General features: G+C 72.0%; 20 protein-coding genes and 1 pseudogene. 15 read left to right on the top strand and 6 right to left on the bottom strand.

Going from position 1 to position 24,044, the window contains the following annotated elements:
- Positions 1-87 precede the first annotated feature (87 nt).
- Positions 88-282 (top strand): hypothetical protein, encoded by a 195-nt coding sequence (locus ACGFX9_RS04860; RefSeq protein ID WP_393464585.1) that lies wholly within the window; start codon positions 88-90, stop codon positions 280-282.
- A gap of 167 nt (positions 283-449) precedes the next feature.
- Positions 450-743, top strand: a pseudogene (locus tag ACGFX9_RS04855) (Uma2 family endonuclease); the annotation flags it as partial.
- Between the two features lie 76 nt (positions 744-819).
- Here the strand turns inward: ACGFX9_RS04855 and ACGFX9_RS04850 are convergent.
- On the bottom strand, positions 820-1,899 hold the full coding sequence (locus ACGFX9_RS04850) for a mechanosensitive ion channel family protein (protein ID WP_393464583.1): 1,080 nt from the start codon (positions 1,897-1,899) through the stop codon (positions 820-822).
- A gap of 266 nt (positions 1,900-2,165) precedes the next feature.
- Between ACGFX9_RS04850 and ACGFX9_RS04845 the strand changes: the two genes are divergently transcribed.
- On the top strand, positions 2,166-2,702 hold the full coding sequence (locus tag ACGFX9_RS04845; protein WP_135331961.1) for an HNH endonuclease: 537 nt from the start codon (positions 2,166-2,168) through the stop codon (positions 2,700-2,702).
- Positions 2,703-2,762: 60 nt separating this feature from the next.
- Here the strand turns inward: ACGFX9_RS04845 and ACGFX9_RS04840 are convergent, their stop codons facing one another.
- Positions 2,763-5,750, bottom strand: coding sequence for a beta-N-acetylglucosaminidase domain-containing protein (locus ACGFX9_RS04840; protein WP_393465645.1), 2,988 nt, complete (start codon positions 5,748-5,750; stop codon positions 2,763-2,765).
- Positions 5,751-6,134: 384 nt separating this feature from the next.
- Here ACGFX9_RS04840 and ACGFX9_RS04835 point away from each other — a divergent pair, with 384 nt between their 5' ends.
- From ACGFX9_RS04835 to ACGFX9_RS04825, 3 genes are read left to right on the top strand one after another with little or no spacing between them, the layout of a single operon-like run.
- On the top strand, positions 6,135-6,368 hold the full coding sequence (locus ACGFX9_RS04835) for a hypothetical protein (RefSeq protein WP_393464580.1): 234 nt from the start codon (positions 6,135-6,137) through the stop codon (positions 6,366-6,368).
- Positions 6,369-8,624 (top strand): 4-alpha-glucanotransferase, encoded by a 2,256-nt coding sequence (malQ, locus tag ACGFX9_RS04830; protein ID WP_393464578.1) that lies wholly within the window; start codon positions 6,369-6,371, stop codon positions 8,622-8,624.
- Positions 8,625-8,644: 20 nt separating this feature from the next.
- Complete coding sequence (locus ACGFX9_RS04825; RefSeq protein ID WP_393464575.1) at positions 8,645-8,884, top strand: hypothetical protein; 240 nt, start codon at positions 8,645-8,647, stop codon at positions 8,882-8,884.
- Between the two features lie 85 nt (positions 8,885-8,969).
- On the opposite strand, the gene ACGFX9_RS04820 is transcribed toward ACGFX9_RS04825, so the two are convergent.
- Positions 8,970-9,539, bottom strand: coding sequence for a TetR family transcriptional regulator (locus ACGFX9_RS04820; protein ID WP_393464573.1), 570 nt, complete (start codon positions 9,537-9,539; stop codon positions 8,970-8,972).
- Between the two features lie 117 nt (positions 9,540-9,656).
- Between ACGFX9_RS04820 and ACGFX9_RS04815 the strand changes: the two genes are divergently transcribed.
- The 3 genes from ACGFX9_RS04815 (at position 9,657) to ACGFX9_RS04805 (ending at position 13,276) form a co-directional block, all read left to right on the top strand.
- A complete protein-coding gene (locus ACGFX9_RS04815; protein WP_393464570.1) occupies positions 9,657-11,144 on the top strand; it encodes an FAD-dependent monooxygenase in 1,488 nt (495 codons plus the stop codon).
- A gap of 195 nt (positions 11,145-11,339) precedes the next feature.
- Entirely contained in the window at positions 11,340-12,308 is a 969-nt protein-coding gene (locus ACGFX9_RS04810) for a DMT family transporter (RefSeq protein ID WP_393464567.1), read from the top strand.
- Positions 12,309-12,358: 50 nt separating this feature from the next.
- Entirely contained in the window at positions 12,359-13,276 is a 918-nt protein-coding gene (locus ACGFX9_RS04805) for a LysR family transcriptional regulator (RefSeq protein WP_393464564.1), read from the top strand.
- A 286-nt stretch (positions 13,277-13,562) separates the two neighbouring features.
- Here ACGFX9_RS04805 and pepN read toward each other — a convergent pair whose 3' ends face one another.
- On the bottom strand, positions 13,563-16,130 hold the full coding sequence (pepN, locus tag ACGFX9_RS04800) for an aminopeptidase N (RefSeq protein ID WP_393464562.1): 2,568 nt from the start codon (positions 16,128-16,130) through the stop codon (positions 13,563-13,565).
- 194 nt (positions 16,131-16,324) lie between these two features.
- Between pepN and ACGFX9_RS04795 the strand changes: the two genes are divergently transcribed.
- Both ACGFX9_RS04795 and ACGFX9_RS04790 read left to right on the top strand, forming a co-directional pair.
- Positions 16,325-17,572 (top strand): flavin-dependent oxidoreductase, encoded by a 1,248-nt coding sequence (locus ACGFX9_RS04795; RefSeq protein ID WP_393464559.1) that lies wholly within the window; start codon positions 16,325-16,327, stop codon positions 17,570-17,572.
- Positions 17,573-17,786: 214 nt separating this feature from the next.
- Positions 17,787-18,314: a DUF1203 domain-containing protein gene (locus tag ACGFX9_RS04790; RefSeq protein WP_393464557.1), complete on the top strand. Its 528-nt coding sequence runs from the start codon at positions 17,787-17,789 to the stop codon at positions 18,312-18,314.
- Positions 18,315-18,321: 7 nt separating this feature from the next.
- Here ACGFX9_RS04790 and ACGFX9_RS04785 read toward each other — a convergent pair whose 3' ends face one another.
- On the bottom strand, positions 18,322-19,197 hold the full coding sequence (locus ACGFX9_RS04785; RefSeq protein WP_393464554.1) for a LysR family transcriptional regulator: 876 nt from the start codon (positions 19,195-19,197) through the stop codon (positions 18,322-18,324).
- Positions 19,198-19,294: 97 nt separating this feature from the next.
- Between ACGFX9_RS04785 and ACGFX9_RS04780 the strand changes: the two genes are divergently transcribed.
- The gene (locus ACGFX9_RS04780) at positions 19,295-20,470 is read left to right on the top strand and encodes an MFS transporter (RefSeq protein WP_393464551.1); all 1,176 of its coding nucleotides are present in this window, start codon (positions 19,295-19,297) and stop codon (positions 20,468-20,470) included.
- 31 nt (positions 20,471-20,501) lie between these two features.
- Here the strand turns inward: ACGFX9_RS04780 and ACGFX9_RS04775 are convergent, their stop codons facing one another.
- On the bottom strand, positions 20,502-21,518 hold the full coding sequence (locus ACGFX9_RS04775; protein WP_393464548.1) for an aspartate-semialdehyde dehydrogenase: 1,017 nt from the start codon (positions 21,516-21,518) through the stop codon (positions 20,502-20,504).
- A 185-nt stretch (positions 21,519-21,703) separates the two neighbouring features.
- Here ACGFX9_RS04775 and ACGFX9_RS04770 point away from each other — a divergent pair, with 185 nt between their 5' ends.
- The 3 genes from ACGFX9_RS04770 to ACGFX9_RS04760 all read left to right on the top strand — a co-directional run bounded on the left by ACGFX9_RS04770 (position 21,704) and on the right by ACGFX9_RS04760 (position 23,989).
- A complete protein-coding gene (locus tag ACGFX9_RS04770; RefSeq protein WP_393464545.1) occupies positions 21,704-22,231 on the top strand; it encodes a sigma-70 family RNA polymerase sigma factor in 528 nt (175 codons plus the stop codon).
- A 2-nt stretch (positions 22,232-22,233) separates the two neighbouring features.
- Positions 22,234-22,950 (top strand): hypothetical protein, encoded by a 717-nt coding sequence (locus ACGFX9_RS04765; protein ID WP_393464542.1) that lies wholly within the window; start codon positions 22,234-22,236, stop codon positions 22,948-22,950.
- A gap of 97 nt (positions 22,951-23,047) precedes the next feature.
- Positions 23,048-23,989 carry a molybdopterin-dependent oxidoreductase gene (locus ACGFX9_RS04760; protein WP_393464539.1) on the top strand — a complete coding sequence of 314 codons (942 nt, stop codon included), beginning with the start codon at positions 23,048-23,050 and terminating at the stop codon, positions 23,987-23,989.
- Positions 23,990-24,044 lie beyond the last annotated feature (55 nt).

The following is a 24,044-nucleotide window of genomic DNA, read 5'->3' as shown; positions in this document are numbered from 1 at the left end:
CTCGCCCGCCGCAGAGCCGCCCGGCTCGTCGGGGAGTGGGGGCGGCCCGGCCTCGCGGGGGACGCCGCTCTTGTTCTCTCCGAGTTGATGACCAATGCCCTGCTCGAGGTCAGCGATCCGCGCGGTGAGCGGTTGCCGGCCATGCGGAAGGCGGGCGAAGAGGAGCAGTTCGGGCGGGGGCTGGTGTTGGTGGGGGTGCTGGCGGATGAGTGGGGGGTGGAGCCGAGGGACGGTGTCGGCAAGACGGTCTGGGCCGTGCTGAGAGGGGGCCGCCCATGCTGACGGAACGCTCCCGCGCCCAGGTGCCTGCCTCCGTATGCTGGAGATCTGCCCCCCGCAGTGGCAGGAGGACACAGGTGACCATGCTCGCCGATCGCCCGCAGATGCGAGCCATAGCGTTCGAGGAAATCGCGCGTCACGCGGCCCGCACCACGGAAGGTGCCCGGCTGGGGGAATGGGCCGACCCCGCTCCCCTCCTCATGGTTGTCGAGGTCACCTCCTACGACTCCGACACCGACACCGACCGGCGCGACCGCGTCGAGAAGCCGCGTGCCTACGCCGAGACCGGCATCCCGGTGTACCTCCTGATCGACCGCGACACCTGCGAACTCAAGGTGCACAGTCAGCCGGACGGCGGTCGCTACGAGCAGGTTCTGACCCTGCCCTTCGGTAAGGAGTGCACGCTCCCGGACCCGGTCGGTATCACCCTCGACACCGGGGAACTGAAGAACTGGGTTCGTTGAGGGGCGTATCTGTAGCGGTCGTACGTGAGTGGGGCGGCCCCGGATCTACCGGGGCCGCCCCACTCACGTACTACCCCTACTTCGCCAGATTCGGCGGCGGTGCTATCGGCGAAGCCGCCAGCGACTGCGGGGACGTCGAGGAGGCGTAGGCCGAGGGGGCCGCTACGCCCGCCGAGGTGTCCGCTGCCTCCTCCGTCGCCTGGAGCGGCAGGCCGCCCACGATGCGGATGCCCGCCTCGTCGAACGCCCGCTTGATGCGCCAGCGCAGCTCCCGCTCCACGCCGAGGGACTTGCCCGGCATCGTCTTGGCGGTGACGCGGACGACCATCGAGTCGAGCAGCACGCTGTCCAGGCCGAGAACCTCCACCGGGCCCCACAGGCGCTCGTTCCACGGCTCGTCCTTGGCCATGCTCGCGCCGACCTCGAGGAGTGTCGACTGCACCTTCTCCAGGTCCTCGTCCGGGCGGACGGTGACGTCCACGCCCGCCGTGGACCAGCCCTGGGAGAGGTTGCCGATGCGCTTGACCTCGCCGTTGCGGACGTACCAGATCTCTCCGTTGTCGCCGCGGAGTTTTGTGACGCGCAGGCCGACCTCGATGACCTCGCCGGATGCCACGCCCGCGTCGATCGAGTCGCCCACGCCGTACTGGTCCTCAAGGATCATGAAGACGCCGGAGAGGAAGTCCGTGACGAGGTTCCGGGCGCCGAAACCGATCGCGACGCCCGCCACACCGGCCGACGCGAGGAGCGGGGCCAGGTCGATCTGGAACGTGCCGAGGACCATCAGGCCCGCGGTGCCGAGGATCAGGAAGGACGCCACCGAGCGCAGCACCGAACCGATGGCCTGCGAGCGCTGGCGGCGGCGCTCCACATTGACAAGCAGACCGCCGAGCGCCGTGCCGTCCACCGCCTGGGCCGTGCGGTTCATGCGGTCTATGAGCTTGGTGATGGCACGCCGGATGACCACGCGCAGCACGATCGCTATCGAGATGATCAGCAGGATGCGCAGGCCGATGCCCAGCCACGCCGACCAGTTCTGCTCGACCCAGCTCGCGGCGTTCCCCGCGCTCTCCTGGGCGTCTTCGAAGGTCGGCGGCTTCGACGTCGACTTGTCGTCCGGGTCCGTTCCGGCTGCCGACAGGACGGACAGGAACACGGCAGGTACCTCCAGGCATAGCGGTCTGCCCAGGAGATGCACCGGACAGAGTCACCACACTAACGGGGCATTGTGTGTGGATCGTTGTGATGTTCGAGGGAGAGACAGTGCTCACCTGGGGAAGATGAGGGTGACGTACAGGTGTGGTCGAAAACACTCCGAGCCCGTTACCAGCACATGGTGGCGCTTGGACCAGGCATGAGGGGAGACTGGCTACAGATCGTCCCGGCGCGAGCCACGCGCCGCCGGCGTACAAGGAGGCATCCGTGCCGCACGTCCTGGTCCTCAATGCGTCGTACGAGCCTCTGGGCGTCGTACCGCTCCGCCGCGCGCTCGTCCTCGTCCTGGAGAACAAGGCTCTCTGCCTCGAGGAATCCGGCGCCTTCATGCACAGCGCAACGCGCACTGTCCCCGCACCCAGCGTGGTCCGCCTCAAGCGGTTCGTCCGGGTCCCTTACAGGGGGCCCGTTCCTCTGACCAGGCGGGCGCTCTTCGCCCGCGACGGCGGTCGGTGCATGTACTGCGGTGGCGTCGCAACCAGCGTCGACCACGTCATTCCGAAGAGCCGTGGCGGCCCGCACGCGTGGGAGAACGTGGTGGCCTCCTGCCGCCGCTGCAACCACGTCAAGGCGGACCGGCACCTCCTGGAGCTGGGGTGGCGCCTGCGTCACAAGCCCGCGCCGCCCTCGGGGCTCGCGTGGCGCATCATCGGGACCGGGCACAGGGATCCGCGCTGGCTGCCGTATTTGCAGCCGTTCGGCGCGGACGACGCGATGGCCCGGATCGATGGCATTTCCGCCTAATAATCGATCCGGGCTCTGTTGTACCTGCGCCCTGCACGGGTACGTGGCAGTCCGCCGCCGTCAGTCCGCGGCGGCCGCGGCCACGCCGTACGCCTCCACCGACCACAGCGAGTAGCCGAAACGCGTAGCCCGCTCGTCGCCCTGTATCCGGATGTAACGAGTGTCACGCGCGTCCATGCGGACCGCCTCGCGCCCGCCCCTGCCGTCCTTCACGGTCGCCGCCGTGCGCCACGTCCTGCCGTCGGCGGACGTCTGCACGCGGTAGCCCGCCGCGTACGCGTCCTGCCAGCGCAGCACGACCTGGCCGAGCCTGACCGGCTCCTTCAGCTCAAGCTGCCACCAGGCGCCGTCCTCGGCCGGTGAGGACCAGCGCGTCTTCGGGTCGCCGTCGTTGGCGCCCGACGCGGGGAAGTCCTTCGTCTCGTCGCCCGACGACGACGCCTTCGCGCCGCGCGCCAGGTCGGGCCCGTCGGTACGCGGATAGGCGCGGACCGAGACCGTCCGGGTCTGCCCCTCGAAGGTCACCGGCACCTCGTACGTCCCCGCGCGCGTGCCCGCGGGGACGGTGACGTCGACGGGGACGTCCACCTGCGTGCCGCGCGGCAGCGTGGACTTCGCGGGGGTGCGGACCTCGATGCCCTTGGGGGCCTCCGTCGTGACCTTGCCCTGTACGTCGCCGGGGCGCAGGGACAGCAGCTCCGCCATGACCCGATGCGGGCCGCCGCCGATCTCCACGTCGGCCTCGGTGCGGGCCAGGGAGAGGCGGGCGGCGGGGGAGTCGGCGTACCAGGGGACCAGGTGGCGGACCGTGCCCTCGGCGAGGGTGACGCGGACGGCGTCGGCGCGGGTCCCCTTCTCCTTGGCCCCGGTGAACGCCTTGGTCTCCGTGAAGCCACTGCCGGACAGGGCGCCGATACGGCGCCAGCCCTCGCCCGGGACGTGCGCCTCGACGCTGCCCTTGGTGCCGGGGTCGGTCAGGGCGGTCACCGCCGTGAGGGGGCGGGCGCGGGGGATGCGCACCGTCGCGTGGTCCGACGCCTGCTCCCCGTCGAGCCCCGCCCACGTTTCGTACGCCTTCTGCGACCGCGTCAGGAAGGGGGCGAGGACGCCCTTGCCGACGGTCACCCGGCCGGCCTTCAGGTCCTTCTGGAGCCCACTCAGGGTGCGCGCGGCGCGCCAGGCGGCGGCGCCGTCCCCCTTGGACTGCGCGCGGAGCATGTCGACCGCCGTCTCGCCGGCTTCGCCGTAGCGCGCCAACTGCTCCACCCAGGGCCCCACCTCGGTGTCGAGCTCGCTGTCGGCGAGCCGCCGCGGCGCCTCCTTCATGACGGTGAAGGCGTCCCGCAGAGCCTGCGCGGTCTTCTCGACGCGGGCGGCGTCCGTCGTCGTACGCGCGCGCCAGAAGTCGGCCATGAGCGGGCGCAGGTACGCCGACTCGTCCGCGCCCAGCACGGACGACGCGTCATTGCCCGCGAGGGCCCGCAGGGCGCCCCGGGCCTTCGTGTCGCCGCCCGAGAGGTCGTCGATCGCGGCGAGCCAGGACTCGTGGGGGCGGTAGGCGCGCGGGTTCCACGCGTAGTCGGCGGCGGTGAACAGCGGGATGCGGGACGCGGACGGCTGCTCCATCGCATTGCCCAGCAGGGCCGCCGAACCGGTGGCCACGGCGGGCTCACGGCCGGTGTAGGGGCCGAGGAAAATACGATCCTGCGCGAAGTCGTTGACGGGGTAGTTGTCCATCGTCACGAGCGGGTGCGCGCCGAACGCCTTGCGGGCGCCCGCGAGTTCACGCCCGGTGATGGTCTTGGGGACCACGCCGACCCCCGTCCACGCCACCTCGATCCCTTGGTGGAGGCGCTCCGCGATGGCGTCGCGGTACTCCGTGGAGCCGTCCTGGTAATACTCGGTCGGCATGAGGGAGAGCGGCTTCGCGCCCGGGTGGCGCTCGGCCAGGTGCGTGGCGACGGCGTTGGCCACGCGGGACTGCGCCTTCGCCGCGGCCTCGGGCCCCGAACCGAAGGCGTCGGCGTCCGCACCGCAGTGCCACTCGCTGTAGCTGACGTCCTGGAACTGCAGCTGGAAGGCGCGCACGCCGAGCGCCCACATCGCGTCGATCTTGCGGTTCAGGGCCTTGATGTCCTTGTCGGAGGACATGCACATGGCCTGGCCGGGGGCGACCGCCCAGGCCAGCGTCACGTGGTTGCGCTCGGCCCGCTCGGCCAGGGCGCGGAAGTCGGCGCGCTGACCGGCGGGGTACGGCTCGCGCCAGCGGGCCTGGCGGTACAGGTCGTCGCCGGGGGCGTACAGGTAGCGGTTCTGCTTCGTGCGGCCCATGAAGTCCAGCTGCGCGAGTCGCTGCTCGCGGGTCCAGGGGGTGCCGTAGAAGCCCTCCGTCATGCCGCGGACCGCGGTGCCGGGCCAGTCGCGGATCTGGACCCCGGGGACGGTCTTCCCGGTGCCGGACTTCCCGCTGATCAGTTGGCGCAGGGTCTGCACGCCGTGGAAGAGGCCGTCCTCGCCCGCGCCCGCGAGCGCGACGGTGCTCTGACCGCCGACCCGGCCCACCGCGAGGCGGTAGCCGCCGGAGGGCAGGTCGCGGAGGTCGCGGGCGCCGAGGCTGCGCAGCGCCTGGTCGGCGCCGGTGCCGTCGGCGCGGACGACGAGGCCGTTCGCGGCGCCCGCCGGGAGCTGCCCGCCGTCCTCGACCTCGGTGATCGTGCGGGCGCCCGCGTCGTGCAGGAGAGTGCGCAGGGCGTCCACGGCGTACGGGTCCGGGGCGTGGCCGGTGACCAGGACGACCTCGGGGGTCACGGTGACGGCGGTTCCGGCCGTGGTCATCGACTGGGGGCGGGGCCAGACCTGGGGGAGGGTGCCGTCGGAGGTGCGGTCGTCGTCCGGGGACGTCGCGGGGGTGCCGGGCTTTCCGGAGCCGGAGCCGGAGCCGGGTCCGGGGACGCCGGGGGCGGCGATGGCGCCGGGGGCGCCGCTGAGTGCGCCCGCGATGACGGCGACGGCGATGGCGGCCGCGCCCTTCCTGCGCCGCAGTTGCACGGCCCTCTCCTCGTTGTTTCCGGCGTTGATTCCGGTCTCGGTGATCACGTGTGGTGCTTCGGTTGTCTCAGGGTGTCACTGAGCCCACCACTCGCGGCGTGGGGGTGTCAACGTCGGTGGGCGTTGTGGGGTGTTCCTCCTTCCGCTTTGCCGCCGTCCGCGCCGCCGTCCTGTCTCGGCGCTTCCTGGATGCGTCTATATGGCGGCTCTGCCGGAGAAAAGGAAGATCTTGCGTCTTGACCCCCAAACAGAGAAACGAATGTGACCACGCGCACGTTCATACAACGGATATGTCTGCGATCGCGCTTTCGGGGTAGGGCTGCTGCCGAAGAGTTGCTGCCGATGACCTACTGCCGAAGAATTGCCCCTGACAAGGAGCCTTACGTGCCCGCCTCCGCTCTCCTCCTCTCCGCCCTCTCCAAACAGGTCTCCGGGCCTGACTCCGGACTCGACGGTTCCTGCTCCTGCGGCTTCCTTGAGCCGCCCCTGACCAGCGAGCCCCCGCTCGCCGACGCAGCTCCTCTCACCAGTGAGCCCCCGCTCGCCGACGCCGCCCCGCTGACCAGCGAGCCGACCTCCACCGGTACGGCCGCGGGCCTGGACTACATGGGGGTCTGAATGGCCCCACCGAGAGCCACCGGCCCCGCCGGGCTTTCCCGCCTCGCCTCCCTGTACGGCGTGGCGACCTCTTACTCCCCGTCCCCGGACCGCACGGTGCCGGCCACCGACGCCGCGGTGATCGCGGCCCTGGCCGCCCTCGACGTGGACGCGAGGACCCCCGAGGCGGTCCGGCGCGCCCTCGCGGCCCGCGAGGCGGAGCTGAGCGCCCGGCTGCTGCCGCCGACCGTGGTGGCGTGGCAGGGCGGCCCCGAGCCACCGCTGGCGGGGTTGCTGCCGCACGGGGCGCGGATCCGGGTGACGACCGAGCAGGGCGAGCGGATCGCGTGGGAGACGCCGGAGGCCGTGGAGGTCCTTGCGACCCCGGAGCCCCCGGAAGGCCTGGAAGCCCCGGAAGACCCGGAGCCCCCGGAAGCCTTGCAGCCCCCGGAAGCCCCGAAGCCCCCGGACGCCTCGCCGCACGCGGCGCCCCCGCTTCCGCACGCGGCGCCCCCGCTTCCGCCCGGTGTCCACCGCCTCCGCGTCGACACCCCCGCCGGGTCCGCCGAGGCCCATCTCATCGTCGCCCCGTACGCGTTCCCGGCCCCGCCCCCCAGGACGTACGGCCTGCTCGTCCAGCTCTACTCCCTCCTCTCCTCCCGCTCCTGGGGCATGGGCGACCTCGGTGACCTCGCCGAGCTCGCCGCCTGGTCCGGGCGGGCCCTGGGCGCAGGATTCGTGCAGGTCAACCCCTTGCACGCGGCGGTGCCGCGCCCGGTGGACGGCGCATCCGACCCTTCCCCGTACCGGCCGTCGTCGCGCCGCTTCCCCGACCCGGTCCATCTCCGCGTCGAGGACATCCCCGAGTACGCCCACCTCGACGGCGAGGCCCGCGACCGGGTCGCCTCCCTCGCCCGCCGGGCCGCCGTACTGCGCGAATCCGTCCTCAGCCAGGGCGAGTTGATCGACCGTGACGCCGTCTGGGAGCTCAAGCGTGAAGCCCTGGAGCTGATTCACGAGGTGCCGCTCGGGCCCGGACGGGGCGCCGCCTACAGCGACTTCCTCGCCGAGCACGGCGAAGCCCTTGAGGACCACGCCACTTGGTACGCCCTCGCCGAGCGGTACGGCTCCGACTGGCACACCTGGCCCGCGCCCCTGCGCGACCCCGCGTCACCCCGAACCGCCCGTGCCCGCCGTGAGCTGATGGGCCGCGTCGACTTCCACTCCCGCCTCGCCTGGCTCACCGACGCCCAGCTCGCCACCGCCCAGCGTGCCGCGCTCGACGCGGGCATGGGCATCGGCCTCGTGCACGACCTGGCGGTCGGCGTGCACCCGGCGGGCGCCGACGCCTGGGCGCAGCAGCGGCACTTCGCCGCGGGCATGTCGGCGGGGGCGCCGCCGGACGCGTTCAACGCGCGCGGTCAGGACTGGGGGCTTCCGCCCTGGCGTCCCGACCGCCTCGCCGAATCCGCGTACGCCCCCTACCGCGCCCTCCTGCGCGCACTGCTCCGCCGCGCGGGCGCGATCCGCATCGACCACGTGATGGGGCTCTTCCGGCTCTGGTGGGTCCCGGAAGGCCGCGCGCCCACCGAGGGAACGTATGTCCACTACGACGCCGAGGCGATGCTCGCCGTCCTCGCCCTCGAGGCGCACCGTGCGGGCGCCCTCGTCATCGGCGAGGACCTCGGCACCGTAGAGCCCGGCGTCCGCGAGACCCTCCAGCGGCACGGCGTGCTCGGCACCTCCGTGCTCTGGTTCGAACGGGACTGGGCGGGCACGGGACGGCCCCTTCCGCCCGACCGGTGGCGCGCGGACTGCCTGGCCACCGCCACCACCCACGACCTGCCGTCCACCGCGGCCCGCATCACCGGCGAGCACGTCCAACTCCGCGACCGCCTCGGCCTGCTCGCCCGCTCCGCGGCCGTCGAGCAGGCGGAGGCGGCGGCCGACGTGGCGGAGTGGCTCGCGCTGCTCTCGCGGCTCGGGATGCTGCCGGGCGGCGGCGGGCACGAGGAGGAGGAGATCAGGGCCGTGCACCGCTTCCTGCTCGCCACCCCGGCCCGCATGGTGGGCGTCTGGCTGCCGGACGCGGTCGGCGACCGCCGCCCGCAGAATCTCCCCGGCACCTGGGACCAGTACCCCAACTGGCGGCTGCCGATCGCCGACGCCGCGGGCCGCCCCGTCACCCTGGAGGAACTCGCCGCCTCACCCCGGCTGCACGCGTTCATGGACGTGTTCCGCACCCGTACGGCACCCCCGGGCGCGCGCCCCGTTTAGCCGTTCGCTACGTTGGCACCGTGGACAAGAAGAACGCCCTGCGCGCCGGCGCCCTGGCTTCCGGTACGACGCTGATGATGCTGCTCATGTCGTCCCCCGCGCTCGCGCTCACGCGCGACGACGGTGACGACCCGGGTCCCGGCCTGAGCGTGATCGAGACGCTCGGCCTCTACGTCGCGGCGCCCATCGTGCTGTTCCTGGTGATCGCGGGCCTGGTCATGGTGGGTGACAAGACCCGCAAGCAGCAGAAGCAGAGCTGACGCCGCCTCTCTTCCCGAGCTCTCCGCAGGGGGCCCTTCGCCGACGTACGTACGCGTACGTCGGCGAAGGGCCCCCTGCGTACGTTCACGGCCGTTCGGCGGTCAGATAGCGCTGCACCGTCGGCCCTGCCCAGTCCACGATCTCCTCGCGGGCCATTGCGACCATCGGCGGAAAGCGCAGCACGTAGCGGGTCATCGCCATCCCCAGGATCTGCGAGGCGCAGAGCCCGGCCCGTAGCGGGGCGGCGGCGGGATCGGGACAGACGCGGCTCGCGACCGGCAGCAGCTGGTCCCTGAAGATGGACTGCATGCGCTCGGCGCCCGCCGCGTTCGTGATGCCGACGCGCAGCATCGCGGTGAGCACCTCGTCCTTCTCCCAGACGTCGAGGAAGTGCGTCACCAGAGCGCGCCCGACGTCCTCGCGCGGCACCGCCGCGAGGTCGGGCAGCCGCAGGTCGATGGAGATGGCCGCCGCGAACAGGCCCTCCTTGTTGCCGTAGTAGCGCATCACCATCGACGGGTCGATGCGTGCGTCCTTGGCGATGGCGCGGATGGTGGCCCGTTCGTAGCCGTCGGCGGCGAATCGCTCGCGGGCGGCGTCGAGGATCGCGCCTCGGGTCGCGTCGGAGCGGCGGGGGGCTGTGCTCTCGGTCATGCCAACAAGCGTAGGCCAACATGTGTTGACAGTCCATGGCGGCGGTCCTACGTTAGCCAACAAGCGTTGACCAACGGGCGTTGGCAGCGGTTGTCGTGAGGGTATGAGGAGGCCGCCATGAACGGAACCGGAAACCAGGGCACGACCGGCACGACTGGCACCAACGGCACGACCGACACCCCCGGCCCCGCCGTGATCGTCGTCGGCTGCGGCCCCACCGGGCTGCTGCTCGCCGGCGACCTGGCCGCCGCGGGCGTCCGCGTCACCGTCATCGAGAGGCGGGCGCACGAGATCAGCAACCTCTCCCGCGCCCTGGTGCTGCACGCCCGCACCCTCGAACAGCTCGACGCGCGCGGCCTCGCCGACGAACTGGTGGCCAAGGGTCAGGTCCTCGACCGGCTGCGCCTCTTCGCCCGCCTGGAGGTCGGCCTCGACAAGCTGCCCTCGCGCTACAACCACCTCCTGGTCCTGCCGCAGTACGAGGTGGAGCGGGTCCTTGAGCGGCGGGCGGTCGCGGCAGGCGTCGACTTCCGGTACGAGAGCGAGGTCACCGGACTCACCCAGGACGCGGACGGCGTGACACTCGAAGTCCGGGGCCCAGGCGGCGAGTCGAGCACCGTGCGGGCCGCCTACGTGGTCGGCGCCGACGGACTGCACAGCCCGGTGCGCGAGGCGATCGGCCTACCCTTCCCCGGCAGGTCCGCCATCCGCTCGCTCGTCCTCGCCGACGTGAAGCTCGCCGAGAAGCCCGAATCGGTCCTCACCGTGAACGCCGCGGGTGACGCCTTCGCCTTCATCGCGCCCTTCGCCGACGGCTACTACCGCGTCATCGGCTGGAACCGCGCCCACAACGTCCCCGACACCGCGCCCCTCGACCTCGAAGAGGTCAAGGAGATCACCCGGCTCGCCCTCGGCCGCGACTACGGCATGCACGACGCCCGCTGGATGTCCCGCTTCCACAGCGACGAGCGCCAGGCACCCGCGTACCGCGTCGGCCGGGTCTTCCTCGCCGGGGACGCCGCGCACGTCCACACCCCGGCGGGCGCGCAGGGCATGAACACCGGCCTCCAGGACGCCGTGAACCTGAGCTGGAAGCTGGTGGCGGCGGTCAACGGCCACGCCCCCGACGGTCTGTTGGACACCTACCAGTCCGAGCGGCACCCCATCGGCAAGGCGGTCCTGCGCAGCAGCGGCGGGATCGTACGACTCGCGATGGCCAAGCGCCCCTGGACCATCGCGGCCCGCGCCGCGCTCGCGACCTTCCTCGGAGCCGTGGCACCGCTCCGCGATAAGGCGATCGGCCAGATCACCGGCATCGGCTACACCTACCCCGCCCCCAAGGGAGCCCACCGCCTGACCGGGCACCGCGCCCCGGACATCGCGCTCAAGGAGGGGCGGCTGTACGAAGCCCTGCGCGAGGGCAAGTTCGTGCTGATCGCCCCCGAGGTGGTCGATGTGAAGGGCGACGTCGTCGGGGTGCGCTGGGCGAGTGAGCGGCGTACGACCGTGCTGGTGCGGCCTGACGGGTACGTGGCGTGGGCGGCGGAGGGGGCGGACGCGGGGGCGGTGGGGGAGGCGTTGGCGCGGTGGGGTGTGGGCGCGTGAAGGTTCTGATCCGTCGACCGTTCGGTTTTGCTTCACGTAAGGCTCGAAAAGATTCGATGGACCTGATGGGTGTGGGAGTGCGACGGTAGTCCCGCAACCAGCCAACAGATCAGCCAAGAGATCCCCGCCGGGTGTGCCCACCTCGGCGGGGTTCGTGTTTTCCCAGGTCGACTGGGAGAGAGCCGAGGAATGCCCGTGACCGTCCTGGACCGGACAACGCCCCTCACGCCGATTGCCTCGGAGGCGAGTTCGGAGGCGAGTTCGGAGGCGAGCAAGGCGCGGCGGGCCGCGCGCCCCATCGGCCTCGGTCTCGCTCTCGCGGCGCTCGCCACGGTCGTCTGGTCGGGCAGCTTCGTGACCTCGCGCGCCCTCGCCGACAGCGTGCCGCCCATCCAGCACGCGTTCTGGCGGTGGATCATCGCGATCGCGGCGGTGGCGCCCTTCGCGGCACGTCAGACCTGGCGGCAACGGGCCGTGCTGCGCAAGCACATCGGCTTCCTGCTCCTCGCCTCGCTCCTCGGCGTCACCATCTACAACACCCTGGTCAACCAGGCGGGCGTGACCACCACCGCGGGCAACATGGGCATGATCATGGCGGCGTCGCCGGTCCTGATGGCGGTGTACGAGCGCATCGGCGGCGCGAAGCTCGGGGCGCGGCGGGTGACGGGCATGCTGATCGCCTGCGCGGGCGTCCTGGTCCTGGTGTCCGGGGGATCGCTCTCCATGGACTTCGCGGCGGGTGACCTGTGGGTGATCGCTGGGGCCGTCTCGTTCGGCTCGTACAGCGCGCTGCTCAAGCGCAAGCCCGCGGAGATCGGCGGGCTGCCGTTCCTCTTCGCGACGTTCACGCTGGGCGCGCTGATGCTGTTTCCGGTGTTCGTGGCGAGCTTCGTGATCCAGGGCGGCTTCGAGCCGACCATGGGGACCCTCTCCCCGCTCCTGTACGTCGGTGTCGTCTCGTCCGCGATCGCCTTCTTCGCCTGGAACAAGGCGATCTCGATCATCGGAGCCGCCCGCGCCGGGGTCATCTACTACCTCCAGCCGGTGTGCGTCGCCCTGCTCTCCTTCGCGGTGCTCGGCGAGGCGTTGGGGTGGCTGCAGGTGGTGTGCATGGGGCTGATCCTGGGCGGGGTCGTGCTCGGCTCGGCGCGCGCGAAGCGGTGACGCGTGGGGCGCGGGGCTCCGGGCCCCTGACCTCTGGGTACGTTGACTCCATGAGCGAGTGGGACATCAAGAAGCTGCAGATCCTGCGTACGTTGAGCGAGCGGGGCACGGTCACGGCGACGGCGCGGACGCTGCAGATGACGCCGTCGGCGGTGTCGCAGCAGCTGTCCAACCTCGCGAAGCAGCTGGGGGTGCCGCTGCTCGAGGCGCACGGCCGCCGGGTCCGTCTGACGGACGCGGCGCATCTCGTCCTGCGTCACGCGGAGGCGGTCTTCGCTCAATTGGAGCTCGCGGACGCGGAGTTGGCGGCGTACACGCAGGGTGAGGCGGGGGAGGTGAGGGTCGGCGCCTTCTCGACGGCGGTGCCCGCGCTCGTGGTCCCCGCGGTGCGGGCGCTGCGGGCCGCGGCGCCCCGGATCTCGGTGCGGGTGCGCGAGACGGAGGCGGCGGAGGCGTACGAGCTGCTTGCCGCGGGGGAGGTGGACGTGGCCCTCTCCCTGGCGGTACAGGCACCGGCCGCGGCGGACGTGGACTCCCGCTTCACCCGGGAGTCACTCCTGGCGGATCCACTGGACGTGGCGCTGCCGGGGGACCACGCGCTGGCGGCTTCGGAGGGGCTGCGGCTGGCGGATCTGGCCCGGGAGCCGTGGATCTTCGGCGGCAGCGGCCCCTGGTCGGAGATCACCCGGGCGGCGTGCGAGGGGGCCGGTTTCACCCCTGAGCAGGCACATTCCGCCTCCGGCTGGACGGCGATCCTGGCGATGGTGGAGGCGGGGATGGGGGTGGCCCTGGTCCCACGGATGGCGGCGGTCCGCCGTGACGGCGTGGTGATGCGGGCCCTGACCGCCGATAGGCCTCGCCGGCATGTGGTGGCTGCGGTGCGGAGGGGGGCGGCGGGGGGTGCGGCGGTGGGGCGGGTCCTCTCGGCACTGCGGGATGCGGCGCCGGCGCCGGGGGCGGCGTTGTAGGGGACGGTTCCTTGACCCGGGGTGGTGGGCCTGGCCACGGGGTGGCGGCCGGTCCTTCGCCTGCGGGGCGCTGTCCCGCGCTCCGCGCGGATCTCTCCCGCCCACCCACCCGATACTCCGAAGCTGCGGGGTAAACGGGTGGGTGGGCGGGAAGATCCGCGCGCAGCGCGGGACAGGTTCGCCACCGGCGGTGGGACAGGTTCGCCGCCGGCGGCGGGGCAGGTTCGCCGCCGGCGCAGGCGGGAGGCCGCCGGCAGAGGCAGCCCGCCGCCCGTGCAGCCCGGGGTTACACGTCCGCCGACTGCGCCCGCAGGGCCCGCTCGACGCCCGCCCGAGACTCCGTGATCAAGCGGCGCAGCGCCGCCGACGGGTTCGCCGAGGCGAGCCACGCGTCCGTGGCGTCCAGGGTCGCCTGGGAGACCTGGAGCGCCGGGTACAGGCCCACCGCGATCTGCTGCGCCATCTCGTGCGAACGAGAGTCCCACGCCCCCTTGACCGCCGCGAAGAACTTCTCCGTGTACGGGGCGAGGAGTTCGCGCTGGTCCGTCTGGACGAAGCCGCTGATCACGGCCTCCTGGATCGAGTTCGGGAGCTTGTCGGACTCGACGACCGAGGCCCACGCCTCCGCCTTCGCCTCCGCGGACGGCCGCGCCGCCCGCGCCGCCGCCGCGTGCCGCTCGCCCGCGGCCGTCCTGTCGCGCTCCAGCTCCGCCGCGATCCCGGCCTCGTCGAGGCGGCCCGTCGCCGCGAGCCGGTGCACGAAGGCCCAGCGCAGCTCCGTGTCCACGGCGAGGCCCTCGACCGACTCCTTGCCGGACAGCAGGCCCTCCAGGAGGGCCAGCTGCTCCTCCGTACGCGCCGTCGCCGCGAACGCCCGGGTCCACGCGAGCTGGTGGTCGCTGCCCGGCGCCGCGTCCCGCAGATGCGCGAGCGTCGCCTCCGTCCAGCGGGCCAGCGCCTCCTCGCGCCCGGCCGGGGCCGCGTACAGGTCGAGGGAGAGCTTCACCTGGCGGTGCAGCGACTGCACCACCCCGATGTCCGACTCCTTGCCGATGCCGGACAGGACCAGGGAGAGGTAGTCCCGCGTCGGGAGTTCCCCGTCACGCGTCATGTCCCACGCCGAAGCCCACGACAGCGCCCGCGGCAACGACGCGTCGAAGTCACCGATGTGCTCCGTCACGAAGGCGAGCGACTCCGTGTCCATGCGGACCTTCGCGTACGAGAGGTCGTCGTCGTTGAGCAGGATCACCGCCGGACGCGCGCGGCCCACCAGGGCGTCCACCGCCGTCAGTTCACCGTCCACGTCCAGTTCCACGCGGTCCGTGCGCACCAGCTTGCCGCTCGCGTCGTCGAGGTCGTACAGGCCGATCGCGATCCGGTGCGGACGCAGTGTCGGCTCACCCTTCGCACCCGCGGGAAGCGCGGGGGCCTCCTGCTTCACCGCGAAGGAGGTGATCTTTCCGGCCGTGTCGACGTCCACCACCGGCCGCAGGACGTTGATGCCCGCGGTCTCCAGCCACTTCTTCGACCACGTCTTCAGGTCGCGCCCGCTGGTCTCCTCAAGCGCGCCGAGCAGATCGGACAGACGCGTGTTCCCGTACGCGTGCGCCTTGAAGTATGCCTGCACGCCCCGGAAGAACTCGTCCATGCCGACGTACGCGACCAACTGCTTCAGCACCGACGCGCCCTTGGCGTACGTGATGCCGTCGAAGTTGACCAGGACGTCGTCGAGATCGTTGATCTCCGCCATGATCGGGTGCGTGGAGGGCAGCTGGTCCTGGCGGTACGCCCACGTCTTCATGGAGTTGGCGAACGTCGTCCAGGAGTGCGGCCAGCGCGAGTTCTCCGCGTACGCCTGGCAGGCGATCGAGGTGTACGTGGCGAACGACTCGTTCAGCCACAGGTCGTTCCACCACTCCATCGTCACGAGGTCGCCGAACCACATGTGGGCGAGCTCGTGCAGGATCGTCTCCGCGCGCGTCTCGTACGCCGCGTCCGTCACCTTCGAACGGAACACGTACTGGTCGCGGATGGTGACCGCACCCGCGTTCTCCATCGCGCCCGCGTTGAACTCCGGCACGAAGAGCTGGTCGTACTTGGCGAAGGGATACGCGTAGTCGAACTTCTCCTGGAACCAGTCGAAGCCCTGCCGCGTGACCTCGAAGATCGCGTCCGAGTCGAGGAACTGGGCCAGCGAGGGGCGGCAGTAGATGCCGAGCGGAACCGATTGGCCGCCAGGACCCTCGTACGAACTGTGGACCGAGTGATACGGACCGACGATGAGTGCCGTGATGTACGTCGACATGCGCGGCGTCGGCTCGAAGGCCCAGACGTCACCGCTGGGCTCGGGAGTCGGCGAGTTCGAGATGACCGTCCAGCCGGACGGGGCCTTCACGGTGAACCGGAACGTCGCCTTCAGGTCGGGCTGCTCGAAGGACGCGAAGACGCGACGCGCGTCCGGGACCTCGAACTGCGTGTAGAGGTATGCCTGTTGGTCGACGGGGTCGACGAACCGGTGCAGGCCCTCACCGGTGTTGGTGTAGTCGCAGTCGGCGACCACCCGCAGCTCGTTGGGGCCCGCCTCCAGGTGCTTCAGCGCGATGCGCGAGTCCCTGAACACGGCGGCCACGTCCAGCGAGTGGCCGTTCAGGACGGCCTCGTGCACCGCCGGGGCCACCAGGTCGATGAAGGTCTCGGCGCCCGCCTCCGCGGAGTCGAAGCGCACCGTGGTCACCGACCGGTAGGTGCCGCCCTCTTGCGCGCCGGAGAGGTCGAGGTCGATCTCGTACGAGTCGACGGTGAGCAGCTTCGCCCGCTGCTGTGCCTCTTCGCGGGTCAGATTGGTGCCGGGCACGCGGTCATCTCCTCAGGAACGTCAGGTACGACTTGTGGCGTTTCCGGCCATCCTTCCATGCGGCTCCGCGGACGTGCCGGGGCATTGTTCGCGGGCCGCGCTGCCGCTAGCATCCGCGCGTCGGCTCACGCCCCGGGGGGAGCGTTCATGGGAACCGGACGAGCACGGCGATTACACGGCGCGGGGTGCGCCGCATGACGGACGTACTCGTCGCGGGAGCCGGTATCGGCGGGCTCACCACCGCGCTCAGCCTGCACGCGGCGGGCATCGGGGTGCGGGTCGTCGACGCGGTGGAGGCGCTGCGGCCCGTCGGGGTCGGCATCAACCTCCTCCCGCACGCGGTACAGACGTTGACGGAACTGGGCCTCGGCGCCGATCTTGCCGCCACGGCCGTGCCGACCGCCGGGGTACACCACTTCGACCGGCACGGCGGCCACATCTGGGGCGAGCCGCTCGGCCTCGCCCGCGGCCACCACTGCCCGCAGTACTCCCTGCACCGCGGAGCCCTGCAGCTGATCCTCCTGGACGCGGTACGCGACCGCCTCGGCGAGAGCGCCGTCCAGACCGGTACGGCGTTCGTGCGGTACGCCGAGGCGGAGGGCTCCGGGGCGCTGCGCGTGACCCTGCGGGACGTGCGGCGCGGGCGGGAGTTCGCGGTGCCGGTGCGGGCCCTGGTCGGGGCCGACGGGCTCTACTCGGCGGTCCGGGCCCGGCTGCACCCCGGGGAGGGGCCGCCGCTGTGGAACGGCATCCGGATGTGGCGGGGCGTCACCGAGTGGGAGCCGGTGTTCGGCGGCCGGACGATGGTGATCGCGGGCAGCAACGCGGCAGCGAAGTTCGTCGCCTACCCGATCTCGCGGGAGGCGGAGGTACGGGGGCGCGTGCTGCTCAACTGGGTGGCGGAGGTGCGGTTTCCGGTACACCACCATGGATCGCCGGGCCCGGCGGACTGGAACCGCTCGGGGCGCCTCTCCGATGTCCTCCCGCATTTCTCCGGCTGGCGGATCGGCGACCTGGACGTGCCGGCGCTGCTGGCCGCGACCAACTCGACGGGACGGATCCTGGAGTACCCGATGGTGGACCGGGACCCGCTGCCGTGGTGGGGCCGGGGAGCGGTGACGCTGCTGGGCGACGCGGCCCATCCGATGTATCCGGTGGGGTCGAGCGGAGGCTCGGAGGCGGTGCTCGACGCGCGGGTCCTTGCGCGCTGCGTGGCCCTCGCCGGGACGGACCGGGTGTCCGGACTGCGGGCCTACGAGGCGACGCGCTGGGGTCCCGCCAACGCGGTGGCGCTGGCGAACCGGGCGATGCCGGTGGATGCGGTGCTGCGGGCCGTCGCCGAGCGGGCGCCGGAGGGGTTCGGGCGGGTGGAGGAGGTTTTGACGGGGGAGGAGTTGGAGGGGTTGGGGGAGGGGTATCGGCGTATGCGGGGCTGTTGGTAGGGGTCTACCTGGGGCTCCGCCCCAGACCCCGCTCCTCAAACGCCGGAGGGGCTGATTCTCAGCCCGTCCGGCGATTGAGGACGAACTCGGCGAAGCCGGTGATGACGGCAAGCAAGGCCCCCGCGCAGCGGGTTTTCGGGAATGGGCGGGGTTGGGGAAATCAACGTCTGAAATGCGCCAGCCCCCACCCACCCCCACGCGCGACCCTCGACCCATGACCGCAACCCCGACCCTGACCTCGACCCCGACCTACGCCCCTCTCCCCATCACCCCCACCGCCCTGAAACAACTCCGCACCACCGACGACGCCGCCCACCCCTGCGCCCCCTACGTGGACACGGAAGGCGGCGACCCCCTCCGCTGCTGCCTGCGCCCCATCGCCCCCGGCGAACACGTCGCCCTCGTCTCGTACGCGCCCCTGCGCCGCTGGGCCGAGGAGACCGGCGCGACCCCCGGTGCCTACGACGAGCAGGGCCCCGTCTTCATCCACGCGGAGGACTGCGACGGCCCGGCGGCCGACAGCGCCGACTACCCCTTCGCCCGCCCCGGAGCCCTCCGCACCCTCCGCCGCTACAACGCCGAAGGCCGCATCGTCGGCGGCCGTCTGCTGGAGATCCCGGACCCGGCGACCCAAGGCTTCGACGCCGCCTTCGCGGAGGCCTTCGCCGACCCCGAGGTCGCCCTCGTCCACGTCCGGGCGGTCGAGTACGGCTGCTTCCACTTCGAGGTGCGCCGCTCCTAGACAGCTCCTAGGAGACAGCTCCCACCGCCCCCACCGCCCGCGCGAACCCCCGCACCCGCTCCGTCTCCCCGCCCCGCCGCCACACCATCCCGAGCACCGAGTCCGGCACCCCCTCCACCGGCACGAACGTGACATCGCGCCGCCCGTGGTACTCCGCGGTCGGACGGCACAGCAGCATCGCCCCCCGCCCCGCCGCCACCAGCGTCAGCCCCTCCTGGAGGGTGCGTACCTCAGGCGCGGGCACGGCCGACGGGGCGTGCGCCTCGCGCCAGTACGCGGGTGCCGGAGCCGTCGCCGAGATCAGCGGCGTCTCCGTCAGCTCGGCCGCGTGCACCGAAGCACGGCCCGCGAAGGGGTGGCGTACCGACACCGCGACCGTCTGCTGCTGACGGGAGAAGACCGGGCCGAGCGCCAGATCCGGTTCCTCGACCGGAAGCAGCACGATCGCCGTGTCCACGTCTCCGTGCCGCACCGCCCCGAAGGGGTCCGCGAACGGCACCTCCACGATCTCCGTCACGCAGGCCGGATGCCGCTCCTGGAACTCCGTGATCGCCCCCATGAGCCGCGCGTCCGCCGTCCCCTGGAAGCCGATCCGCAGCCGCCCCGAGACGCCCCGTGCCGACTCCCGCGCCGCGTCCACCGTGGCGCTCAACGTCTCGTACGCCGGGCGGAGTTGGACCAGGAACCGCGCGCCCGCCGGAGTCAGCCGCACCCGGCGGCTCGACCGCTCGACGAGCCGCGTACCGATCCGCCGCTCCAGGTCCCGCAGCAACTGGCTGACGCGGCTCTGCGAGAGGTACAGGCGCTCGCCCGCGCGGCCGAAGTGCAGCTCGTCGGCGAGCGCCATGAAGCACTCCAGCTCCCGTATTTCAAGCCCGCTCAACCGGCACACTCCCTCACCCGCATCTATGAGCCTCGCTCATTGAAGGATGAGACCTTCGCCGTTGTTCCCGACGGGCGCCCGGCGAAGGCTTGAGCGCATGTTGCCCCTCTCCGTCCTCACCGTCGCCGCCACCACCTTCTCCGTCGTCACCACGGAAATGCTGCCGGTCGGCCTCCTTACCTCCTTCTCCGAAGGGCTCGGCGTCTCCGACGGGACCGCGGGTCTGACCGTCACCATGCCCGGCGTGATCGCGGCGCTCGCCGCCCTGCTCCTTCCGGTCGCCGTGCGGCGCGCCGACCGGCGGACGGTGCTGTGCGCGCTGATGGCCCTGCTGGCCGCCGCCAACCTCCTCTCCGCGCTCGCGCCCGCCTTCGGCGTGCTCCTCGCCGCGCGCGTGCTCGTGGGGGTCTGTATCGGCGGCGTGTGGGCGATCGCGGCCGGTCTCGGCGTACGTCTGGTGCGCGAGGAATCCGCGGGGCGGGCCACCACGGTGATCTTCAGCGGGATCGCCGTGGCGTCCGTACTCGGTGTGCCCGCCGGGACCCTCCTCGGTGAACTCGCGGGCTGGCGCTGGGCGTTCGCGGTGATGGCGGCGTTCGCCCTCGCGGTCGCCGGGCTGCTCGCGGCGGCGCTCCCCGCCCTGCCCGCGTCGGCGGTGGTACGGCTCGGCACATTCCCGGCGCTGCTTCGGAACGCGCCGCTGCGGGCGGGACTCCTGGTGGTGCTGTCCCTGGTGACCGGGCACTTCGCCGCGTACACCTACGTACGCCCCGTCCTGGAGCGGGCCCCGGGCCTCGGCGCCGGGCTGATCAGCGCATCGCTTCTCGCGTACGGGATCGCGGGCATCGCAGGCAACTTCGCCGCCGGTACGCTCGCCGCCCGCGATCCGCGCCGGGCGCTGCTCGCCATCTCCGCGGCGCTGGCCGCCGCGGTCCTGCTCCTCGGCCCCGCGGGCGGCTCGCTGCTCGCCTCGGTGGCGCTGCTCATCGCATGGGGCCTGGCCTACGGCGGGGTCTCCGTCGCCACCCAGCACTGGATCCTCGCCGCCGCGCCCCGCGCCCGCGAGGCGGCATCCGGGCTCTTCGCCGCGGTGTTCAACGCGGCCATCGCCCTGGGCGCGCTCACCGGCGGCCTGGTCGCGGACGGCTTCGGGACGACGGACGTGCTCTGGCTCGGCGGCGGCCTCGCAGGCCTCGCCCTGCTCGTCGTGGCGTACACGACGAAGGGGACGGCCACCGCGTACGCGAAGGAGGCGGCCACCGGTGCACGGTGACCGCCCCCTCACAGGCGTACGGAAGTGGGCGTCAGCCCTTGAGCTCCGCCGCTACCAGCTCCGCGATCTGCACCGCGTTCAGCGCGGCACCCTTGCGGAGGTTGTCGTCGGAGATGAAGAAGGCCAGGGCGTTCTCCGCCGTCTCGTCGGCGCGGATGCGGCCCACGAAGGAGTCGTCCTTGCCGGCCGCGACCAGCGGGGTCGGGACGTCCGTGAGGACGACGCCCTCGGCCGTCGCGAGGATCTCGGTGGCGCGCTCGGCGCTCAGCGGACGCTCGAAGCGGGCGTTGACCTGGAGGGAGTGGCCGGTGAAGACCGGCACGCGCACGCAGGTGCCGGAGACCTTGAGGGCCGGGATCTCCAGGATCTTGCGGGATTCGTTGCGGAGCTTCTGCTCCTCGTCGGTCTCGTTCAGACCGTCGTCGACGATGGAGCCCGCGAGCGGCAGGACGTTGTACGCGATCGGCGCGACGTACTTGTTCGGCGCGGGGAACTCCGTGGCCGAGCCGTCGTGCGTGAGCTTGGGCGCGTCGTCGCCGACCTTCTTGACCTGCTCGAAGAGCTCGTCGACACCGGCGAGACCCGAACCGGAGACGGCCTGGTAGGTCGCCACGACGAGCGCGGTGAGCCCGGCCTCCTTGTGCAGCGGCTTCAGGACCGGCATCGCGGCCATCGTCGTGCAGTTCGGGTTGGCGATGATGCCCTTGGGGCGGTTGGCGATCGCGTGCGGGTTGACCTCGGAGACGACGAGGGGAACCTCGGGGTCCATGCGCCAGGCCGAGGAGTTGTCGATCACGACGGGGCCCTGCGAGGCGACCTTCTCGGCCAGCGCCTTCGACGTGGCGCCGCCCGCCGAGAACAGGACGATGTCCAGGCCGGTGTAGTCCGCCGTGGAGGCGTCCTCGACCGTCACGCCGTCGAGCTTCGAACCGGCCGAGCGTGCCGATGCGAACAGGCGCAGCTCGTCCAGGGGAAAGTTCCGCTCGACGAGGATCTTGCGCATGACCGTGCCGACCTGACCGGTGGCTCCGACGATTCCGACCTTCACAGGAACTTCCTCCGTATGTGCATGGGCATAGGCATTGGCCTGTGCGTTCCATCATGCGTCTGTCCACGGCCGCCTTGTCCAATCCATTGTCCGGAGTTCGGGATGTCACATTCCCGGCCACCGCGAGCGAACGTTTCGGGCCCTCGCGGCGTCCTAGGGGAAACGTCGGGGGAGGGAGGGGTGTCTTGCTGCGCGGAAAGGTGCGACGGGCCCAGCGGGAGAGGGCCGATCCGCTCGACGCGGCCCAGGAGGACCGGGTACGGGCGGTGCTCGCGCTCGGGGGTGTGCCGCACGCCGATCTGCCCGACGGCGTCCAGCAGGTCAGGCTCAAGCTCCTGGAGCGGGCCGCTGACGGGCGTGAGGCGCCCCGTGACGTGTCCGCGTGGGCGGCGGTCGTCGCCTCGAACCTGGCCATGGACTGGCACCGGGCGCGCCGCAGACAGGAGCGCCTGGGGGAGCGGCTCGCCGTGCTGTGGCGGGAGGCGACGGACGAGGACGGCGCGGAGTCGCGGGCCCTTTCGATGGCCGTGACCCAGGGCCTGGACGCCCTGCCCGACACCCAGCGGCAGGTCGTCGTCTTGCGGTTCTACGCCGATCTGCCGGTCCGGGCGATCGCCGACGAGCTGGGCATCCCGGAGGGCACGGTCAAGAGCAGGCTGCATACGGCGGTACGGGTGCTGCGGACGCGGCTGCACGAGGGCGAGGTGGTGTGACGGTGGCCAAGGACGAGTACGACGCGCTGATGCTCGCACTCACGGACGAGCCCGTGCCCGAGGCCGCCCGGCGGGACCCGGAGCTGCTCGCGGAGCACGCGGCGGCTGTGGCGGATGTCGCACTCCTTCGGGAGCACATCGGGGCGGCGGGCCGCGCCCTTGCGGCTCCGGAGCCGGTACCGAAACCGGTGCCCCTGCCGGATCAGCGCGTCGGAGTACGCCCGGCCGGGGCCCGGCGGCGGCGCGTGACGACGGCGCTGGGCCTCGCCGCGGCGATGGCGGCCGTCTCGCTGGTGGGCGGCGTCGCGTGGCTGGCGGTGGAGAGCGGGGGCGGGATCAGCCGGAGCGCCGACGACAAGGACGCGGCGCAGGGGGCGGCGCCTGAGGCCGGGGACCAGAAGTCCGGGGTCTACGTGCCCTGCGCCCGGCTCATCGTGGAGGGCACGGTGAAACGGGTCGAGCCGGTTCCCGGTGGCGTCCAGGACCGGATCGTCCTGGACGTGACCCGCTACTACAAGCCGAGCCGAGGGACGAAACAGGTCACCTTCGTGATGGACGTGGACGTGGATCCGCGGCTCCGGCCCGGAGACCGCACCCTGATCGGCATCCCGAAGGGTGAGGCGTCGCCGGACATCTGGTCCAGCGGCAAGGCGGGCCTGGCCAAGGACCGCGCGTGGATCGAGCGGGAGTTGCGGCAGGGGAAGGGGATGAAGTGCTGAGCGCGGAAACGCAGCGGATGCCGTGAACGCGGCGGACGGGAACGCGGCGGACGTAATGTGCTGGATGTAAGGACCGCTGGCCACTTATGGTTGCTACATGACGACCCAAGCGCCCCTGCCCGCACCCGACTTCACTCCGACCGATGACGTCTTCGTACGGAAACACATGGGCGTGCCGTCCATCGACGTCGACGACTGGACCCTGGTGGTGGAGGGGCTGGTCGAGCATCCGCTGCGTCTGGACATGGCCGAGGTGCTGGCCCTCGGGACCGAGCGGCTGCCCGCCTTCCACGAGTGCTTCGGGAGCCCCTTCGCGCCGGACGTGCCGACGCGGGCGGTGGCGCAGGTGGAGTGGGCCGGGGTGCCGCTCGCCGCGCTCCTGGACCGGGCGGCGCCTCGCGCCACCGCGCGGCACGTCTGGTTCGAGGGCGCCGACACGGGGTCGTTCCACGGTCAGGACGGCCTCACATACGTCAAGGATCTGCCCCTGCCGGTGGCCCGCGGTGATGTCTTCCTCGCGCACCGGATGAACGGGGAGCCACTCCGTGCCGAGCACGGGTTCCCCCTGCGGGCCGTGGCGCCGCGGATGTTCGGCACGAACTCGGTGAAATGGCTGACCCGGATCGTCCTGGCGGACCGCAGGGCGGACAGCGTGTTCACCACGCGGTTCTACAACCGGGTCCTGCCGGGGGACTCGGAGCCGAGCCCCGTGCGGGAGGTCGACGTCAGCAGCAAGTTGTTCGCACCGGGGGAGGGGGAGGAAATCCCCGCGGGGCACGCCGTGTTGAGCGGCAGGGCCTGGAGTACGTCGGCGATCGTGGCGGTCGGAATCTCGGTCGACGGAGGCCCTTGGGAGCCCGCCGTGGTGGACGCGGCGGGGGCAGGGCCGACGTGGCAGCGCTTCTCCCTCCGGCGGGAGTTGGCTCCCGGCACGCATCACATCCGCTGCCGGGCCACGGACGGGGCGGGCAGGACGCAGCCGCTCGCCGGGGCGCGTAACTCGGTGCATGAGGTGGGGGTCGTGGTGGCGGGAGAGTGATCCGCCCGCGACACGCAGACACCGGCCGGCCCGATGCTCGGGCCGGCCGGTGTCG

The organism is Streptomyces sp. NPDC048436 (assembly GCF_043200355.1).
In the GTDB taxonomy this organism is placed as follows: Bacteria; Actinomycetota; Actinomycetes; order Streptomycetales; family Streptomycetaceae; genus Streptomyces.
Note: the sequence above shows the minus strand (reverse complement) of the source record. Positions and strands in the feature narration are given on the sequence as shown.

What these genes read in the sequence shown, in the direction of transcription:
- ACGFX9_RS04860 (WP_393464585.1), top strand. Translation starts at nt 88, where the DNA reads ATGACCAATGCCCTGCTCGAGGTCAGCGATCCGCGCGGTGAGCGGTTG.
- malQ (WP_393464578.1), top strand. Translation starts at nt 6,369, where the DNA reads ATGGCCCCACCGAGAGCCACCGGCCCCGCCGGGCTTTCCCGCCTCGCC.
- ACGFX9_RS04820 (WP_393464573.1), bottom strand. Translation starts at nt 9,539, where the DNA reads ATGACCGAGAGCACAGCCCCCCGCCGCTCCGACGCGACCCGAGGCGCG.
- ACGFX9_RS04815 (WP_393464570.1), top strand. Translation starts at nt 9,657, where the DNA reads ATGAACGGAACCGGAAACCAGGGCACGACCGGCACGACTGGCACCAAC.
- ACGFX9_RS04805 (WP_393464564.1), top strand. Translation starts at nt 12,359, where the DNA reads ATGAGCGAGTGGGACATCAAGAAGCTGCAGATCCTGCGTACGTTGAGC.
- ACGFX9_RS04795 (WP_393464559.1), top strand. Translation starts at nt 16,325, where the DNA reads ATGACGGACGTACTCGTCGCGGGAGCCGGTATCGGCGGGCTCACCACC.
- ACGFX9_RS04790 (WP_393464557.1), top strand. Translation starts at nt 17,787, where the DNA reads ATGACCGCAACCCCGACCCTGACCTCGACCCCGACCTACGCCCCTCTC.
- ACGFX9_RS04780 (WP_393464551.1), top strand. Translation starts at nt 19,295, where the DNA reads ATGTTGCCCCTCTCCGTCCTCACCGTCGCCGCCACCACCTTCTCCGTC.
- ACGFX9_RS04760 (WP_393464539.1), top strand. Translation starts at nt 23,048, where the DNA reads ATGACGACCCAAGCGCCCCTGCCCGCACCCGACTTCACTCCGACCGAT.